At 74.3% G+C, this 17640-nt stretch carries 13 protein-coding genes; 8 read left to right on the top strand and 5 right to left on the bottom strand.

Annotated elements, in window-relative coordinates; genetic code table 11:
• Positions 1–6 precede the first annotated feature (6 nt).
• The 3 genes from dxs (at position 7) to pflA (ending at position 5176) form a co-directional block, all read left to right on the top strand.
• Positions 7–1917: a 1-deoxy-D-xylulose-5-phosphate synthase gene (gene dxs / locus ATJ88_RS10450; RefSeq protein ID WP_098463768.1), complete on the top strand. Its 1911-nt coding sequence runs from the start codon at positions 7–9 to the stop codon at positions 1915–1917.
• 129 nt (positions 1918–2046) lie between these two features.
• Complete coding sequence (gene pflB, locus ATJ88_RS10445) at positions 2047–4311, top strand: formate C-acetyltransferase (protein ID WP_098463767.1); 2265 nt, start codon at positions 2047–2049, stop codon at positions 4309–4311.
• 1 nt (position 4312) lies between these two features.
• On the top strand, positions 4313–5176 hold the full coding sequence (gene pflA, locus ATJ88_RS10440; protein WP_098463766.1) for a pyruvate formate-lyase-activating protein: 864 nt from the start codon (positions 4313–4315) through the stop codon (positions 5174–5176).
• A gap of 70 nt (positions 5177–5246) precedes the next feature.
• Here pflA and ATJ88_RS10435 read toward each other — a convergent pair whose 3' ends face one another.
• Positions 5247–6347 carry a carboxylate-amine ligase gene (locus tag ATJ88_RS10435; protein WP_098463765.1) on the bottom strand — a complete coding sequence of 367 codons (1101 nt, stop codon included), beginning with the start codon at positions 6345–6347 and terminating at the stop codon, positions 5247–5249.
• A gap of 118 nt (positions 6348–6465) precedes the next feature.
• On the opposite strand from ATJ88_RS10435, the gene ATJ88_RS10430 reads away from it, so the two are divergent.
• The 4 genes from ATJ88_RS10430 to ATJ88_RS10415 all read left to right on the top strand — a co-directional run bounded on the left by ATJ88_RS10430 (position 6466) and on the right by ATJ88_RS10415 (position 10500).
• Positions 6466–7311 (top strand): SGNH/GDSL hydrolase family protein, encoded by an 846-nt coding sequence (locus ATJ88_RS10430; RefSeq protein ID WP_245852341.1) that lies wholly within the window; start codon positions 6466–6468, stop codon positions 7309–7311.
• Between the two features lie 20 nt (positions 7312–7331).
• Positions 7332–8015, top strand: coding sequence for an HAD family hydrolase (locus tag ATJ88_RS10425; protein ID WP_098463764.1), 684 nt, complete (start codon positions 7332–7334; stop codon positions 8013–8015).
• A gap of 62 nt (positions 8016–8077) precedes the next feature.
• Complete coding sequence (locus ATJ88_RS10420; protein WP_098463763.1) at positions 8078–9019, top strand: hypothetical protein; 942 nt, start codon at positions 8078–8080, stop codon at positions 9017–9019.
• A 302-nt stretch (positions 9020–9321) separates the two neighbouring features.
• Positions 9322–10500 (top strand): IS30 family transposase, encoded by a 1179-nt coding sequence (locus tag ATJ88_RS10415; protein WP_141538634.1) that lies wholly within the window; start codon positions 9322–9324, stop codon positions 10498–10500.
• Positions 10501–10612: 112 nt separating this feature from the next.
• On the opposite strand, the gene ATJ88_RS10410 is transcribed toward ATJ88_RS10415, so the two are convergent.
• The 4 genes from ATJ88_RS10410 to ATJ88_RS10395 form a co-directional block, all read right to left on the bottom strand.
• Positions 10613–12757 (bottom strand): 3-hydroxyacyl-CoA dehydrogenase NAD-binding domain-containing protein, encoded by a 2145-nt coding sequence (locus ATJ88_RS10410; protein ID WP_098463762.1) that lies wholly within the window; start codon positions 12755–12757, stop codon positions 10613–10615.
• A gap of 6 nt (positions 12758–12763) precedes the next feature.
• A complete protein-coding gene (locus ATJ88_RS10405) occupies positions 12764–14032 on the bottom strand; it encodes a thiolase family protein (RefSeq protein ID WP_098463761.1) in 1269 nt (422 codons plus the stop codon).
• Positions 14033–14174: 142 nt separating this feature from the next.
• Positions 14175–15401 (bottom strand): HRDC domain-containing protein, encoded by a 1227-nt coding sequence (locus ATJ88_RS10400; RefSeq protein WP_098463760.1) that lies wholly within the window; start codon positions 15399–15401, stop codon positions 14175–14177.
• Positions 15398–15979, bottom strand: a complete 582-nt coding sequence (locus ATJ88_RS10395; protein ID WP_098465270.1) for a DUF3000 domain-containing protein — start codon at positions 15977–15979, stop codon at positions 15398–15400. Before ATJ88_RS10395 ends, ATJ88_RS10400 begins: the two co-directional genes overlap by 4 nt.
• Before the next feature lie 217 nt (positions 15980–16196).
• Between ATJ88_RS10395 and gndA the strand changes: the two genes are divergently transcribed.
• On the top strand, positions 16197–17633 hold the full coding sequence (gene gndA, locus ATJ88_RS10390; protein ID WP_098463759.1) for an NADP-dependent phosphogluconate dehydrogenase: 1437 nt from the start codon (positions 16197–16199) through the stop codon (positions 17631–17633).
• The last annotated feature ends 7 nt before the right edge of the window (positions 17634–17640 follow it).

Here is a 17640-nt window from a genome sequence, read left to right as displayed (position 1 = left end):
GGGCGGATGACGACGCCGGACCGCAGGGGCCTGCTGCACCGCATCGCCGAGCCCGAGGACGTGCGCCGGCTGACGCCGGCCCAGTCCGTGCGCCTGGCCGCGGAGATCCGCACGTTCCTCGTGGAGAACGTCTCGCGCACCGGCGGGCACCTCGGGCCCAACCTCGGGGTCGTGGAGCTCACGATCGCCCTGCACCGCGTGTTCGACTCCCCGCGGGACACGCTCGTGTTCGACACCGGCCACCAGGCGTACGTGCACAAGCTCCTCACGGGCCGGCAGGACTTCAGCGGCCTGCGCACGCGCGACGGGCTCTCGGGCTACCCGAGCCGCGAGGAGTCCGCGCACGACGTGGTGGAGAACTCCCACGCGTCCACGGCGCTGTCCTGGGCGGACGGCATCGCCCGCGCGCACGACCTGCGGGGCCGCCACGACCGGCACGTCGTGGCGGTGGTCGGCGACGGGGCGCTGACCGGCGGCATGGCGTGGGAGGCCATCAACAACATCGCGGCCGACCCGACGCGGCGGCTCGTCATCGTCGTCAACGACAACGGGCGCTCCTACTCGCCGACGGTCGGGGGTCTGGCCAACCACCTGGACACGCTGCGCGTCACGCGCGGCTACGAGGCGTTCCTCGACTGGGGCAAGCGCACCCTGCAGCAGCGCACCGGCCCGCCCGGCAGGTTCGCGTACGACTGGCTGCACGGCCTCAAGAAGGGCATCAAGGACGTCGTCGCGCCGCAGGGCATGTTCGAGGACCTCGGCCTGAAGTACGTCGGGCCGGTCGACGGGCACGACGTCGCCGCGGTCGAGGCGGCGCTGCGCCGCGCCCGCGACTTCGGCGGGCCCGTCATCGTCCACGCCATCACGGAGAAGGGGCGCGGCTACAGCCCCGCGGAGGAGGACGTCGCCGACCGCTTCCACGCCGTCGGGGCCATCCACCCCGAGACCGGCCTGCCGGTCGCGCCGTCCCGGTTCGGCTGGACGCAGGTGTTCGCCGAGGAGATGGTGACGATCGGGCGGCGCCGCCCGGACGTCGTGGCCGTCACCGCGGCGATGCTCAACCCGGTGGGCCTGGCCCCGTTCGCCCGCGAGTTCCCCGACCGGACCGTCGACGTGGGCATCGCCGAGCAGCACGCCGCGACGTCCGCGGCGGGCATGGCGTTCGCGGGGCTGCACCCGGTGGTCGCGGTGTACTCGACGTTCCTCAACCGCGCCTTCGACCAGGTGCTCCTCGACGTCGCCCTGCACCGCGCGGGCGTCACGTTCGTCCTCGACCGGGCGGGCGTCACGGGGGACGACGGGCCGAGCCACCACGGCATGTGGGACATGGCGGTGCTGCGCGTCGTGCCGGGCCTGAGGCTGGCCGCGCCCCGGGACGAGCCGACCCTGCGCGCGGCTCTGCGCGCCGCCGTGGACGTCGACGACGCGCCCACGGTGGTGCGCTACCCCAAGGGCGCCCTGCCCGAGGAGTCGCCGGCCCTGGAGGACCTGGACGGCGTCCACGTGCTCGCCCGCCACGACCCGGGGGCGGGTGCCCCGGACGGGCGCCGGGTGCTCGTGGTGGGCGTCGGGGCGATGGCCCCGGTCGCGCTCGCGGCGGGCGAGTCGCTGGCGGCGCACGGCCTCGGGGTGGAGGTGGTCGCGCCCACGTGGGTGCTGCCCGTGCCGGAGGTGCTGGTCAAGCTCTGCGGGGAGCACGACCTGGTCCTCACCGTGGAGGACGGCGTGGTCGACGGCGGCGTGGGCGCGACGCTGGCGCAGCGCGCGGCCGAGCAGGGCGTGCGCACGCCGTTCGTGCACCGCGGGCTCCCGGTGGAGTTCATCCCGCACGCCACCCGGTCGCAGGTCCTGGCGAGCCGTCGGCTGCGGGCGGAGGACGTGGTGCGGGAGGCGCTCGCGGCCCTGCCGGGGGAGTGACGGCGCGCTGACGCGGACGGTCGCGACACCGGGAGTGACGCACGAGACAGGGTCGATGTCTCGTGGGTCACGGTGCTTGTGAAGACCTTCACTTAGTCTGGTGGTGTCGGACTCGAGGGAAGGAAGACCATGACGATCCAGGCCGAGAGCAGCACCGGGAACGTCGACGTCGCCTGGGAGGGGTTCACCCCCGGCCCGTGGTGCGACGGCGTCGACGTGCGGGACTTCATCCAGCGCAACTACACCCCCTACACGGGTGACGGCGCGTTCCTCGCCGGCCCGACCGCGCGGACCTCCGCGCTGTGGGCCCGCCTGTCGGAGATGTTCCCCGCCGAGCGCGAGAAGGGCGTCCACGACGTCTCCTGGGACGTCCCCGCCGGCATCACCGCCCACGAGCCCGGCTACATCGACGTGGAGAACGAGATCGTCGTCGGCCTCCAGACCGACGCCCCGCTCAAGCGCGCGATCATGCCGTACGGCGGCTGGCGCATGGTCGAGGGGGCGCTCAACACCTACGGCTACCCCGTCGACGCGAAGCTGCGCGAGGTGTTCACCACCTACCGCAAGACGCACAACCAGGCCGTGTTCGACATCTACCCGCCGAACGTGCGCGCCGCCCGCTCCTCCCACATCGTCACCGGCCTGCCCGACGCCTACGGCCGCGGCCGCATCATCGGCGACTACCGTCGCGTGGCCCTGTACGGCGTGGACGCCCTGGTCCAGGCGAAGAAGCTCGACAAGCTGACCCTCGACGCCGAGCCCTTCAGCGAGAAGATCGTGCGCGAGCGCGAGGAGCACGCCGAGCAGATCCGCGCGCTCGGCGAGCTCAAGGAGATGGCGGCCTCCTACGGCGTCGACATCTCGCGCCCGGCCCGCACCGCCGTCGAGGCCGTGCAGTGGCTCTACTTCGGGTTCCTCGCCGCGGTCAAGGAGCAGAACGGCGCCGCGATGTCGCTGGGCCGCACCTCGACGTTCCTCGACGTCTACATCGAGCGGGACCTCGCCGCGGGCCGGATCACCGAGTCCGAGGCCCAGGAGGTCATGGACGACTTCGTCATCAAGCTCCGCATCGTGCGGTTCCTGCGCACCCCCGAGTACGACGCCCTGTTCTCCGGCGACCCGACCTGGGTCACCGAGACCATCGGCGGCATGGGGACCGACGGCCGCACGCTGGTCACGAAGAACTCGTTCCGCATGCTGCAGACCCTGTACAACCTGGGTCCGGCGCCCGAGCCGAACATGACCGTGTTCTGGACCGCCGACCTGCCCACCGGCTTCAAGGAGTTCTGCGCCCAGGTCTCCATCGACACCTCGGCGGTGCAGTACGAGTCCGACGACGAGATCCGCACCGCCTGGGGCGACGACGCCGCGATCGCCTGCTGCGTCTCCCCGATGGCGATCGGCAAGCAGATGCAGTTCTTCGGCGCCCGCGTCAACCTGGCCAAGGCCCTGCTGTACGCGATCAACGGCGGCCGGGACGAGGTCAGCGGCAAGCAGGTCTCCCCGGCGTTCCCGCCGGTCGAGGCGGGCGTGCCGCTCGACTACGACGACGTGCGTGCCCGCTTCGAGCAGACCATGGACTGGCTCGCCGAGACCTACGTCGAGGCGCTGAACTGCATCCACTGGTCGCACGACAAGTACGCGTACGAGCGCCTGGAGATGGCGCTGCACGACCGGGACGTGCTGCGCACGATGGCCTGCGGCATCGCCGGGCTCTCCGTCGCGGCGGACTCCCTGTCGGCGATCCGGTACGCCACCGTCATGCCGGTCCTCGACGACCGCGGCGTCGTCGTGGACTACGAGATCGACGGCGACTTCCCCGCCTACGGCAACGACGACGACCGTGCCGACGACATCGCCGTCGAGCTCGTCGAGTCGTTCATGGCCAAGGTGCGCAAGCACCCCATGTACCGCGACGCGCTGCCCACCCAGTCGGTCCTGACGATCACGTCGAACGTCGTCTACGGCAAGGCGACCGGCAACACGCCGGACGGCCGCCGCGCCGGCGAGCCGTTCGCCCCGGGCGCCAACCCGATGAACGGCCGCGACACGCACGGCATGCTCGCCTCGGCGCTGTCCGTGGCGAAGCTGCCCTACGACGAGGCGCAGGACGGCATCTCCCTGACGAACACGATCGTGCCGTCGGGCCTGGGCCGCACCAAGGCCGAGCAGGTGACCAACCTGGCGGGCCTGCTGGACGCGTCGTTCGGTGCGGGCGGGTACCACATGAACGTCAACGTGCTGGTCCGCGAGACCCTGCTCGACGCCATGGAGCACCCCGAGAACTACCCGCAGCTGACGATCCGCGTCTCGGGGTACGCCGTCAACTTCGTCCGGCTCACGCGCGAGCAGCAGCTGGACGTCCTGAACCGGACCTTCCACGGAGGGATCTGAGATGACCGCCGGCCCGGTGCTGCTGGATCCCCCCTCCGCCCGCCGCCGGGCCGGCGCAGGCCTGCGGGGTCTGGACACCACCGAGGTCGAGCGCTCCGACCGCCTCGCCCTGATGCGGTCGGGCGAGCTCGGCTCGGTGCACTCCTGGGAGCTCGTCACGGCCGTCGACGGCCCCGGCACCCGCATGACGGTGTTCCTCGCCGGGTGCCCCCTGCGGTGCCTGTACTGCCACAACCCCGACACCCTCGCGATGAAGGACGGGGGAGCGGTGCTCGCCGAGGACCTGCTGGCCCGCGTCGCGCGCTACCGCGGGGTGTTCGCCGCCACCGGCGGCGGGCTCACCCTGTCGGGCGGCGAGGTGCTCATGCAGCCCGCGTTCGCGGCGCGCGTCCTGCGCGGCGCGAAGGAGCTCGGGGTGCACACCTGCCTCGACACCTCGGGCTTCCTCGGCGCGAACGCGACCGACGCCATGCTCGACGACACCGACCTGGTGCTGCTCGACGTCAAGGCCGGCGACGAGGAGACCTACCAGCGGGTCACCGGGCGCTCCCTCGCCCCGACGCTCGCGTTCGGACGCAGGCTCGCCGAGCGCGGCGTGGCCGTGTGGGTGCGGTTCGTCCTCGTGCCGGGCCTGACGGACGACCCGGGGAACGTCGCGCGGGTCGCCGACCACGTCGCCGCGATCGAGGCCGTCCGCCCCGGCACCGTCGAGCGGGTCGAGGTGCTGCCGTTCCACCAGATGGCGCGGGACAAGTGGGCCGAGCTGGGGCGCACCTACGAGCTGGGCGACACCGAGCCCCCGACGCCCGAGGCCACCGAGGCCGTGCGCGACGTGTTCCGCGCCCGCGGCCTGGCCACCTACTGAGCACCGACGACGCGGCCCTGCCGCCTCCCCGACCGGGCGGCGGCAGGGCCGTCGTCGTTCCCGCGGGGCGTCAGGAGTGCGTCACCTCGACGGCGCGCTCCACCACGCGGTGCAGGTCGCCCGACTCGGCGTACCAGGCGCGCTGCTGCGCCGCGCCGCCGCCGGTCGACCACAGCCGACCGAGCAGGTCGGTGACGGCGTCGAGGTCGCCCGCGTCCACCAGGGCGTCGCGGACGTGCGCCACGAGCTGCCCGACGACGTCGTGCGCTCCCGCGGGACGCCACGTGAGCGGGGACACCAGCTCGCCGGCCAGGCCGGAGCGCCCGGCCCGCCAGGACGCCGTGCGCAGCAGCTCGGGGTGCGACGGCGGCGGTGGAGCCCCGTCGGCCGCCGCGCGCGCGGACGTCTCCACCAGCCCGCGCGCCAGCGCCGCCAGCAGCGTCGCCGTGTCCGGGTCGAGGCAGACGTCCGCGACCCGGATCTCGACCGTCGGGTAGCGGGGCGACAGCCGGGCGTCGAAGTAGACCATGTTCTGGTCCAGGATCGTGCCCGTCGCCACCAGCGCCTCGACGGCCGCGTGGTACTCCGCCGGGGTGCCGAACGGTCGCGTCGGCCCCGACGTGGGCCAGCGCGCCCACACCTGCGAGCGGAAGCTCGCGTAGTCGGTGTCCTCGCCCTGCCAGAACGGCGAGTTCGTGCTCAGCGCCGTCAGGACAGACAGCCACGGACCCACCCGGTCCAGCACCGCCACGCCCTCGTCGTCGTCCGCGACCGCGACGTGCACGTGGCACCCGCTCGTGAGCTGCTCGCGCGCCGTGATCCCGAAGAACTCCCGCGCCTGCAGGTACCGCAGCCGCGACACCGTCGTGCCCGTGAACCGGATCGGCGACGTCGCCAGCGCGACCGCTCGCGCGTCGACCACGTCGCCCGCCTTCTGCGCCCGGGCCCTGCCCTCCCGGATCTCGCGCGCCAGGTCCTCCAGGGACGCCCGTGGGTGCGTCGCCGTCTCCAGCTGCTCTTCCATGAACTCCGGTTCCAGGGCTCCCGTCCCCGTGGACCGGCCGTCGTTCCCGCTCGCCTCCAGCGCCTCGGCGGCCTTCGCCACCGGAGACCCGTCCGGTCCGACCAGGAGGAACTCCTCCTCGACACCCATCGTGCGTGGCTCCGTCATGCACGCATCATGGGGGCCGCCCGCCCGGGGCGCGCGGTGAACCGCCGCACCTGTGGCCGTCGTCACGACGCCACCCGCCGGTCACCGTCCGTTCAGGCGGGCGTGCTTCAACTCAGGGGTGACCCCCGTCCGTGCCGCCCTGCTCACGCTCGCCGCAGCGTCCGCCGCCGCCGCGGCGGCCGTGCTCGCGCTCGCCCTGCTGCGCCGCCAGGCGGCCGTGGCACGCCGCCGCATCGGCAAGGCCCTCGGGGAGGTCGCCCCGGACGCCGACCGCGTGTGGCGCCGCAAGCTCGGCGGCGAGCCGGTCGACCTGCTCCTGCTCGGCGACTCGATCGCCGCGGGGCTCGGCGCCGAGCACCGCCGCGACACCCTCGGCGGGCGCGTCGCCCGCGGGGTCGCGAAGCGGCTGCGCCGGCCCGTGCGGCTGCGGGTCGGTGCCGTGGTCGGCGCGGAGACGTCGATGGTCGGCGCGCAGCTCGACGTGCTGCCGCCCGGCTACCGGCCGGACGTCACCGTGGTCGTGGTGGGCGGCAACGACGTCACCCACCGCGTCCCGGTCGCGACGTCCACCCGCCACCTGGTCGAGGTGATCGACCGGTTGCACGGCCTCGGCAGCGCCGTCGTGGTGGGCACGTGCCCCGACCTGGGCGCGCTGCGACCCGTGCCGCAGCCGCTGCGCGCGCTGGGGGCGCGCGCGTCGCGCCAGCTCGCCGCCGCGCAGTCGGTCGCCGCCCGGCGGGCGGGCGCGCACGCCGTGTCGCTCGCCGAGGCGGTCGGGACGTTCTTCGTCGACCGCCCCGACGAGGCGTTCGCGCTCGACCGGTTCCACCCGAGCGCGCTCGGCTACCGGCGCACGGCCCGTGCGCTCGTGCCCTGGGTGCTGGACGCCCTCGGCGAGCGCGACGCCGCGCCGCCCGGCCACCTGGCCCCCGGCGCCGTGGGACGCCCGGCCACGACCGGGTGAGCGGCGGGTAGCCTGCTCCGGTGATCTGGCTGCTCGACCTCGACAACACCCTCGTCTCCCGCGACGCGGCCTTCGCCGCCTGGGCCGCCGCCGCGGTCGCGGAGGCCGGCGCGACCGACGACGACCTCGCCGCGATCGTCGCGGCCGACGGCGGCGGGTTCGCCCCCAAGCGGGACGTCGCCCGCGTCATCGTGGACCGGCTGGGCCGCGACACCGGCACGGCCGACCTCGACGCCGTCGTCGAGGAGTTCCGGACGGGCATCCGCGACCACGTGCGCGTCTACGACGGCGTGCTCGACACCCTCGACGTCCTGCGCGGCGCGGGCCACCGCGTCGCGGTCGTCACCAACGGGGTCTCGCACCAGCAGCGCGGCAAGATCGAGCGCTGCGGGCTGGCCGGCCACGTCGACGCCGTCGTCGTGTCCGGCGAGGAGGGCGTGGAGAAGCCCGACCCGCGGCTGATCGACATCGCGCTGGAACGCCTGGACGCCGCGGACGCCGACCGGCGCCGGGTCTGGATGATCGGCGACGCCGCGCACACCGACGTCGCGGCCGGCCGGGCCGCGCGCACCCGCACCGGCTGGGTGTCGCACGGGCGCACCTGGACCGGCGGCGCGCGACCCGACGTGCACGCCCCCACGGCGCGCGAGGTGATCGCGCTCGCCGCCGAGGGGCACTGGCGCGTCCTGCCCGCCCAGCCGTAGCGGCGCCGGCCCGGTGCGGCCCCTCGGTTGCGGCCCGCGGGACCACCCGGATAGTGGGGAGCGTGCCGACACTGCCGCAGGTCGCCGCCGAGCTGTACGCGCTCGGGCCGGGCGAGATGATCGCCGCCCGGGACGCGCGGGCACGCGACCTGCGGGCGGGCGACGAGGACCTCGCCCGGCGGGTGAAGGCGCTGCGCAAGCCGTCCACCGCGGCCTGGGTGGTCAACCTGCTCGTGCGCGCCGAGCCGGACCTCGTGGAGCAGGTCGTGGCACTGGGGGCGTCGCTTCGCGACGCGCAGTCCGACCTCGACGGCCCCCGGCTGCGCGCGCTCGCCGCGCAGCGGCGGCGCCTCACGGCGGCGGTGACGGCCCGCGCCCGCGACCTCGCCGCCGACGCGGGGGTCGCCGTTTCCGCAGCCGTGTCCGGGCAGGTCGAGTCCACGCTCACCGCCGCGATGATCGACGACGACGCGGGACGCGCGGTCCGCAGCGGCCTGCTCGTCGGCGCCCTGCGCGCCACCGGGGTGGACCGGGCCGACGCCGCGTCCGCCGTCGCCCTGCCCGACGAGCTGGGTATCGCCCCCGTCCAGGACGACCGGCCACGGCACCTGCGCGCCGTCCCCGGTCCGGCGGCGACGGCCGGCGGCGACGAGGGGTCTGCCCCGAGGGGGTCGCAGGAGGATGCCGGGCCCCTGGCCGAGCGCGCCCGGGCCGAGGCCCGGCAGGCGCTCGCGGACGCCGAGGACGACGTCGCCGCGGGGGAGCGCGACCGCGTCGTCGCTCACGAGGAGGTCGCCCGGCTCGACGACGTCGCCCGGCGCCTGGACGCGGAGCGCACCGCGCTGCGGCACCGGCTCGCGGTGCTGGAGGACGAGGTCGCGGCGGCCGGTGCCGCGCGGCGCGGCGCCGAGCGGGCGCGCCGTCGTGCCGAGCGCACGCTCGCGGACGCCGTCCGACGCCGCGACGAGGCCGCGGGTCTCGTCCGGGACCTGGGCGACGGGTAGCCCGACGGGTAGCCGCCGATGACGCGCCGGTGGCCCGGTCCCTGGGCGGCCGGTTCTAGCGATCCCCGCAACACCCTGGATTTCAGGGGGTTGCGGGGATCGTGGTTTCACCAGAGCTCAGGGCGCGGTTCTTCGAGGTCTTCGACGAGGTAGCGAGTGCGACGATCGCGGCGCGCGTGGTCGGGGTGAACAGGCATACGGCTGCCGGGTGGGTGCGCAAGGCTGGTCGGCGTTCTGAGGGGCAGGGTGGGCGTGGCCCGCATCCGCGCAGGGTCGAGTACGAACAGCTTCGCCGCACGGGTATGTCCCGGCGGCGGGCCGCGCAGCAGGTCGGGGTCAACGTGCGTACCGCGCTGGACTGGGACGCCGGGGTACGGAAGGCTCGCGGGGCTCGCATCTACCCGGATGGTCGCCGGGTGGACTACACCACGGGCGTGACGACTCATGTGGAAGTGGCCATCACGCCCTCGCTCGCTGCGCTGGAGGCCGAGCTGGATCCACGGTTCTTGACGTTGGCGGAGCGGGAGCAGATCGCTGACCTGCGCCGTGAGGGCGCCTCGTTGCGGGCGATCGGGCGGGCGTTGGGGCGCCCGGCCTCGACGATCAAGCGTGAGATCGACGCCCGGTCGGCCGGCGGGGTCTACCGACCCCATGCGGCCCAGCGGTCCTGGGTGGCGTCTCGGGCGCGCCCCAAGCGGGCCAAGCTCGCCGTGAATGGTCCGCTGCGCCAGTACGTGACCGCCAAGCTCGCGGTGCGGTGGTCGCCCGAACAGATCTGTCACGCTCTGGTCAAGGAGTATCCGAACGACGAGAGCATGCGGGTGAGTACCGAGACGATCTACCAGGCGCTCTACGTCCAGGCCCGCGGCGGGCTGCGTCGTGAGGTCGCGGCCGCGCTGCGCACCGGACGCACCCGCCGCAAGCCGCGCCGTAGCGCGGAGCAGCGCACGCCCCGGTTCGCCGACGAGATGGTGATGATCTCCGAACGACCGGCCCAGGTCGCCGACCGGGCCGTGCCCGGCCACTGGGAAGGTGACCTGATCGTGGGTACCGCCTCGCAGTCCGCGATCGTGACCCTGGTGGAACGCACCACCCGCTACGTGCTCCTGGGACACCTGCCCGGTGGACACACCGCCGAGGAGGTCCGCGACGTTCTGGTCCCGCTGATCGGGACCCTGCCCGCGCACCTGCGTGGCTCGCTGACCTGGGACCAGGGCAGCGAGATGGCCGCCCATCGCCAGTTCACGATGGCCACGAACGTGCCGGTCTACTTCTGCGACCCGCACTCGCCCTGGCAGCGCGGATCGAACGAGAACACCAACGGTCTGCTGCGTCAGTACTTCCCCAAGGGCACCGACCTGCGGGCCTACGGGCCCGAAGACCTCGAACACGTCGCCCAGGAACTCAACGGCCGACCACGCAAGACGCTCGACTGGGATACCCCAGCCGAGCGTCTGCGTGGTCTACTGACGGCCACATAACCATCAGGTGTTGCGAGGACCCCTGGAAACCGCCGGCGGGACCGGGCCACCGGTGGTGACTCCGCGGAGGTCGTGTCAGGTGACCGCGAGGAGGGTCGGGGTGATCGGGCGATCAGGCCCCGGGGACGTTCGCCACGCCGTCGGGCAGGATGCGCCGGCCGAGGACGCGCTCGGAGTACCCCGTGCGGTCCAGGTACGGCGTGATGCCTCCGGTGTGGAAGCCCCAGCCCGCGCCGAGGATCATGCACAGGTCGATCTGCGACGGGTCGGCCACGACCTGCTCGGTGAGCATGTGCCCGATCTCGACCGTCAGGGCCGCGAGCACGGAGTCCAGCACGCCCGCCTCGTCGAGCACCGGGGTGCCCGCGCGGCCCTCGGTGCCGACGGGCAGCGACTCGCCGAACACCTGCTGGATCGCCGGGTCGACCGGCTTGTGCATCCCGGGGGCCGGGGCGTCGAGCACCACGCGGGTGCCGTCCGCGACGAGCTTCTCCAGCCCGGGGGAGCGGGGGAACCGGTCGCCCAGGTCCTCGCGCAGCGAGGTGAGCACGTGCAGGCCGACGGCCGGGCCGACGAGGTCGAACAGCTCGAACGTCGGCATGGGGAAGCCGAGCGGCGCGAGCGCGCGGTCGGCCGCCTCGACCGAGGTGCCGTTCTCGACGGCCTCGACGACCTTGCCCATGACGAGCACGAGGAGCCGGTTGACGACGAACCCGGGCCGGTCGGCCACGAGCACCGCCGTCTTGCGGAGCTTCTTGGTGATCGCGAACGCGGTGGCGAGGGCCTCGTCGGAGGTCTTCTCCGCGCGGACGACCTCGACCAGCGGCATCTGGGCGACCGGGTTGAAGAAGTGGACGCCGACGACCCGCTCGGGGTGGCGCAGGTCGGAGGCCATCTCGGTGATCGACAGCGCCGAGGTGTTCGTCGCGAGGATCGTGTCCGGCGAGACGATGTCCTCGAGCTCGGCGAAGACCTTCTTCTTCAGGCCCATGACCTCGGTGACGGCCTCGACCACCACGTCGCACGACGCGAACTCGGTGACGTCGGTGGTGCCGGAGACGCTCGCCACGATGCGGGCGGCGGCCTCCGGGGTCATCCGGCCGCGGCCGACGAGCTTCTCGGTGGTGGCCCGGACGAATCCGAGACCCTTCTCGACGCGCTCGGCGTCCAGGTCGCGCATGACCACGGGCACGCCGAGGCGCTGCGAGACGAGCAGCGCGATCTGCGCGGCCATGAGGCCGGCGCCGACGATCCCGACCCGGGTGACGGGGCGGGCGAGGTCGGCGGCGGGCGCGCCCTTCGGCTTCTTGCCGGCCGAGGTGAGCCCGAACGCGTACACGGACGCGCGCATCTCGTCGGACATGATGAGGTCGGCCAGCGCCTCGTCCTCGGCGGCGAACGCCTCGGCGCGGGTCGCGGTGCGGGCTGCGGCGAGCAGGTCGAGCGCCCGGTACGGCGCCGGGCGCGAGCCCGCCACGAGGTGGTCGAGCTGCTGGCGGGTGCCCGCGACGACGGCGTCCCACACGGGCTCGGGGTCGAGGTCGCGGCGCGCCGGGACGACGTCCCCGCGCAGCACGGCGGCCGCCCACGTGATGGAGCGCTCGAGGAAGTCGGCGGGCTCGAACAGCTCGTCCACGAGGCCGATCCTCAGCGCCTCGGCGGGCTTGTACGGCTTGTTCGCCGCCGGGCGGGTGAGGATGACCTCGACGGCCTTCTCGATGCCGACCAGCCGCGGCACGAGGTAGGCGCCGCCCCAGCCGGGCACGAGGCCCAGGCCGGTCTCGGGCAGGCCGAGGGCCGCGGCGTCGGACGCGACGGTGCGGTAGTCGCAGTTGAGGGCGACCTCGAGGCCGCCGCCGAGGGCGAGGCCGTTGACGAACGCGAACGTGGGCACGCCCATCGTGTGCAGCAGCTCGTAGGCGCGGTGGCCGGACCGGCCCAGCTCCAGGGCCTGCTCGTGCGAGCCGACGGCGCTGACGCCCAGCAGGTCGGCGCCCGCGGCCAGGAAGTACGGCTTGCCCGTGATCGCGACGGCGGCGATCTCGCCGGCCGCGGCGCGCTGCTGCAGGGTCGTCAGGACGCCCGTCAGCTCGGCCATGCCCTCGGGACCCAGCGTGCTCGGCTTGGTGTGGTCGAGCCCGTTGTCCAGCGTGACCAGGGCCAGGGTGCCCTGGCCGCCGGGGAGCTCGACGTCCGCGACGAAGGAGTGCGTGACCCGCTCGGCGCGGGCGGCCGGGGTGTCGGTGGTGGTGGTCATCTTGGCTCAGCCCTCCGTGGTCGGGACGTGGCCCGAGTAGTCGGCGTGGTGCGGGTTCTCCCAGATCACGGTGCCGCCCTGGCCGAGGCCCACGCACATCGTCGTGATGCCGTAGCGCACCTCGGGGAGCTGGGCGAACTGGCGCGCGAGCTGCGTCATGAGGCGCACGCCCGAGCTCGCCAGGGGGTGCCCCACGGCGATGGCGCCGCCGTAGGCGTTGACCCGCGGGTCGTCGTCGGCGATGCCGTAGTGGTCGAGGAAGCTGAGCACCTGCACGGCGAACGCCTCGTTGATCTCGAACAGACCGATGTCGTCGATGCTCAGGCCGGCCTGGGCGAGCGCCTTGTCGGTGGACGGCACGGGGCCGTAGCCCATGATCTCGGCGGGGACCCCGGCGAACGCCGACGACACCAGCCGCATCGCGACGGGCAGGCCGAGCTCGTCGGCGGTGTCGCCGGCGGCAAGCAGCGCGACGGTGGCGCCGTCGGTCAGCGGGGACGCGTTGCCCGCGGTGACGCGGCCGCCGGGGCGGAACGGCGTCTTGAGGTTCGCGATGCCCTCGACGGTGGTCTCGGGGCGCGGCAGCTCGTCGGTCGTGGCCAGGGTCCAGCCGGTGCCCTCGCGACGCGTCGCCACGGGGACGACCTCGGGGCCGATGTCGCCGTTCGCGAGGGCCTTGGCGTACTTGGCCTGCGTGTTGACGGCGTAGGCGTCGGCCCGCGCCTTGGTCAGGTGCGGGAACTTGTCGTGCAGGTTCTCGGCGGTGACGCCCATGTTGAGGGCGTCCGGCGCGACGAGCTTCTCGGCGACGAACCGCGGGTTCGGGTCGGCGTCCAGCCCCATCGGGTGGCGGCCCATGTGCTCGACCCCGCCGGCGATGACGACGTCGGCCGAGCCGACGGCGATGGTCGCGGCGGTGGTGGTGACGGCGGTCATGGCGCCCGCGCACATGCGGTCGATCGCGTAGCCGGGCACCGAGGTGGGCAGACCGGCGAGGATGGCGGTGGTGCGGCCGAGGGTGAGGCCCTGGTCGCCCTGCTGCGTGGTGGCGGCGATCGCGACCTCGTCGACGCGCTCGGGCGGCAGCTCGGGGTGGCGGCGCAGCAGCTCGCGCATCGCCTTGACGACGAGGTCGTCGGCGCGGGTCCCGGCGAGCAGGCCGTCCGGCCGGGCCTTGCCGAAGGGGGTGCGCACGCCCTCGACGAAGACGACGTCGCGCAGGGCGCGTCGTGCCGGGTCGCGGGTGGTGGTGCCGGGCTGGTGGGCCACGGTCATGGCAGCTCCGTCCGTTGCGATGGTCTTCTTCGACGGTGCGCGGGAGCATCGTCGCTCGGGGCGGATGTCGTCCGCTCCCGGTACACGCTACCGCGAGTACCGGGAACAGCATAGGGCATCTGATACGGGGTATCAGACGCGGTCAGGCGGTCGCGAACGCCTCCGCCAGCGGCCCCGCGAGGAGCCCCACCTGCCACTCGCGCGCCTGGCGGTCCCGCAGGAAGTCGCCGATCGTCGCCGCCGTCGCGGGGTCCGGAGGCGTCCAGCACACCCGGCGCAGGGCATCCGGCTGCAGCAGGTTCTCCGCCGGGACCGCCAGTTCCTCGGACAGCCGGGCGACGACGTCGCGCGCCACGTCCAACCGCCGCGCTGCGACGGGGTCTCGGTCCGCCCAGGCCCGCGGCGGCGGCGGACCGTCCGAGCGCGGTCCGCGGGTGGCGGGCAGCGCCGACTCGGGCAGCGCGAGCGCCTCGTCGATCGCCCGCTGCCACGCGGGCGCCCGGCGCCGGGCCCCCTTCGAGGCGAACTCGGGCAGCGCGACGAGCTGCGGCACGGTGCGGGGCAGCGCGTTCGCCGCCGCGATGATCGCGCGGTCCGGCAGGACCCGCCCCGGCGACACGTCCCGGCGGCGGGCCGCGTCGTCGCGCGCCTCCCACAGGGCGCGCACCACGGCCAGGCGGCGCCGGTCGCGCACCGTGTGCGTGCCCGACGTCCGCCGCCAGGGGTCGACCCGCGGCGCGGGCGGCGGCAGCGTGCGCACGTGCTCGAACTCCTGCGCGGCCCACTCCGCCTTGCCCGCCTCCTCCAGGCGGTCGGCGAGCACGTCGCGGACCTCGACCAGGACCTCGACGTCGAGCGCGGCGTACCGCAGCCAGTCCTCCGGCAGCGGACGCGTCGACCAGTCGACGGCCGAGTGCTCCTTGGCCAGGCCGAGGCCGAGGGTGTCCGCCACGACGGCCGCCAGGCCCACCCGGGGCATGCCGAGCAGCCGCGCGGCCAGCTCGGTGTCGAACACGCGTGCCGGGTGCAGCCCGTGCTCGCCGAACCCCGGCAGGTCCTGGGAGGCGGCGTGCAGCACCCACTCGGCGTCACCGACCGCGGCGCCCAGGGCCGACAGGTCGGGGACGCCCACGGGGTCCAGCAGGGCCGTCCCCGCGCCCGCGCGCCGCACCTGCACCAGGTAGGTCGCCTGGCCGTAGCGGTACCCCGAGGCGCGCTCGGCGTCCGCGGCGACCGGACCGGACCCGGCCGCGAACGCGTCCACCACCCGGGAGAACGCGATCGGGGTGGACACGACCGGCCCGACGCCGTCGGCCGGTTCGGTGAGGGGGACGACGTCGGGGTCGACCGAGGGCACGCCGGAGCTCATGGCCCCACGGTACGTCGTCGCACGTCCAGCGCCGTCACGCCGTCGGGCAGCGGGGGCAGCCCGCCGGCGGTCGACATGAGGTCCGCCCACACCTCCAGGTGGGCGCCGAGGTCGGTGTCCAGCGGCGTCCAGGACGCGCGGATCTCGAGGTCGACGGCGTCCGGGGTGGCGGCCAGGGCGCCGTACGAGCGGGACAGCACCCGGGTCACCGTGCCGCCGGCGGCGGTCGCGCCGACGTCGGCGGCCTCCAGGTTCTCCGTCACCCACGTCCAGGCGACGTCGCCCAGCAGGTCCTCGGCGGCGAGCTCGGCCTCGAGCTGGGCCCGGACCAGCGTGACCACGCGGAAGTCGCCGTGCCAGGCCTCCTGCCCGGCCGGGTCGTGCAGGACGACGAACCGGCCCGTGGCGACCTCGACGTCGTCGGCGACCACCTCGCCCTCGACCGCGAGGCTGAACGGCGCCACCCGGGTCGGCCCGGGGATCTCCACCAGGCGCACCTCGGGACGGGTCCGTCGGCCGCGCAGCGACTCCAGGGCGGCCGCGAACCGTTCCGGGACCTCGGGCGGGTGGGCGCTCACGCAGGTCACGGTACGCCTGCCCCCCGACGACGCGGCCGCGACGTGCCGGGCGGGTCGTCCGCGGACCGGCGCGGCGCCCCGGACGGGCAGGGCAAGCGTTGTCCGGATCGCGGCCCCCTCCCGGAGCCCCCCGCGGGTCCGACTAGGCTGGTCGCGGCCCACCGGGTCGCTGCCGCTGAGCAGCCCCGGGACGATCTCGTCAAGGAAGCAGGAAGCGATGACAGCACGAGCCCAGATCGGTGTCACCGGACTCGCGGTGATGGGGCGCAACCTCGCGCGCAACTTCGCGCGTCACGGCTACACGGTCGCGGTGCACAACCGCAGCTTCGCCAAGACGCAGTCCCTGATGGACGAGGCCGGCGACGAGGGCGACTTCGTCCCCTCGGAGTCGATGGCCGACTTCGTCGCCTCGCTCGAGCGGCCCCGCAAGGTCGTGATCATGGTCAAGGCCGGCGCCGCGACCGACGCCGTCATCGACGAGCTCCTGCCGCTGCTGGAGGAGGGCGACATCGTCGTCGACGCCGGCAACGCGCACTTCCCCGACACGATCCGGCGCGAGGAGGCGCTGCGGGCCCGCGGCCTGCACTTCGTCGGCACCGGCGTGTCCGGTGGCGAGGAGGGCGCCCTGCTCGGCCCGTCGATCATGCCCGGCGGCACGCGCGAGTCCTACGCGTCGCTCGGCCCGATCCTCGAGGCGATCTCCGCCAAGGTCGACGGCACCCCCTGCTGCACCTACGTCGGCCCCGGCGGCGCCGGCCACTTCGTCAAGATGGTGCACAACGGCATCGAGTACGCCGACATGCAGCTCATCGCCGAGGCCTACGACCTGCTCAAGCAGGGCCTCGGGGCGTCCGCCGCCGAGATCGGCCAGATCTTCGCCGAGTGGAACACCGGCGACCTCGAGTCGTTCCTCATCGAGATCACCGCGGACGTCCTGCAGCACGTCGACGCCGAGACCGGCGCCGCGTTCGTCGACATCGTGCTCGACCAGGCCGAGCAGAAGGGCACCGGTCGCTGGACCGTGCAGAACGGCCTCGACCTGGGCGTGCCCATCACCGGCATCGCCGAGGCGACGTTCGCCCGCGCCCTGTCCGGCTCCGTGCCGCAGCGCGAGGCCGGTCGCGCCGCCCTGCCGGCGCACGCCACCGCCCTGGAGATCACCGATCGGGAGGCGTTCGTCGAGGACGTCCGTCGCGCGCTGTACGCCTCCAAGGTCGTCGCGTACTCCCAGGGCTTCGACCAGATCGCCGCGGCGTCGGCCGAGAACGACTGGGACATCGACCGCGGCGCCATGGCCCGCATCTGGCGCGGCGGCTGCATCATCCGAGCCCGGTTCCTCAACCGCATCACCGAGGCCTACGAGCGCGACCCGCAGCTCTCCCTGCTGCTCGCCGACCCGTACTTCACCGACGCCGTCGGCGAGGGTCTGGCCGCGTGGCGTCGCGTCGTCGCGCAGGCCGCCACCGCCGGCATCCCCGCCCCGGCGTTCTCCTCGTCGCTGTCGTACTACGACGGCGTGCGGGCCGAGCGCCTGCCGGCCGCGCTCATCCAGGCGCAGCGCGACTTCTTCGGCGCGCACACCTACCGCCGCACCGACCGCGACGGCTCGTTCCACACGCTGTGGTCCGGCGACCGCACCGAGCAGGAGGCGTGACGCACCC

Source organism: Isoptericola jiangsuensis, assembly GCF_002563715.1.
GTDB lineage: Bacteria > Actinomycetota > Actinomycetes > Actinomycetales > Cellulomonadaceae > Isoptericola > Isoptericola jiangsuensis.
The sequence above is the reverse complement of the archived record's forward strand: the minus strand, read 5'-3'. Positions and strand labels throughout refer to the sequence as shown.

What these genes read in the sequence shown, in the direction of transcription:
- dxs (WP_098463768.1), top strand. Translation starts at nt 7, where the DNA reads ATGACGACGCCGGACCGCAGGGGCCTGCTGCACCGCATCGCCGAGCCC.
- pflB (WP_098463767.1), top strand. Translation starts at nt 2,047, where the DNA reads ATGACGATCCAGGCCGAGAGCAGCACCGGGAACGTCGACGTCGCCTGG.
- pflA (WP_098463766.1), top strand. Translation starts at nt 4,313, where the DNA reads ATGACCGCCGGCCCGGTGCTGCTGGATCCCCCCTCCGCCCGCCGCCGG.
- ATJ88_RS10435 (WP_098463765.1), bottom strand. Translation starts at nt 6,347, where the DNA reads ATGACGGAGCCACGCACGATGGGTGTCGAGGAGGAGTTCCTCCTGGTC.
- ATJ88_RS10415 (WP_141538634.1), top strand. Translation starts at nt 9,322, where the DNA reads ATGTCCCGGCGGCGGGCCGCGCAGCAGGTCGGGGTCAACGTGCGTACC.
- ATJ88_RS10410 (WP_098463762.1), bottom strand. Translation starts at nt 12,757, where the DNA reads ATGACCACCACCACCGACACCCCGGCCGCCCGCGCCGAGCGGGTCACG.
- ATJ88_RS10405 (WP_098463761.1), bottom strand. Translation starts at nt 14,032, where the DNA reads ATGACCGTGGCCCACCAGCCCGGCACCACCACCCGCGACCCGGCACGA.
- ATJ88_RS10400 (WP_098463760.1), bottom strand. Translation starts at nt 15,401, where the DNA reads ATGAGCTCCGGCGTGCCCTCGGTCGACCCCGACGTCGTCCCCCTCACC.
- gndA (WP_098463759.1), top strand. Translation starts at nt 16,197, where the DNA reads ATGACAGCACGAGCCCAGATCGGTGTCACCGGACTCGCGGTGATGGGG.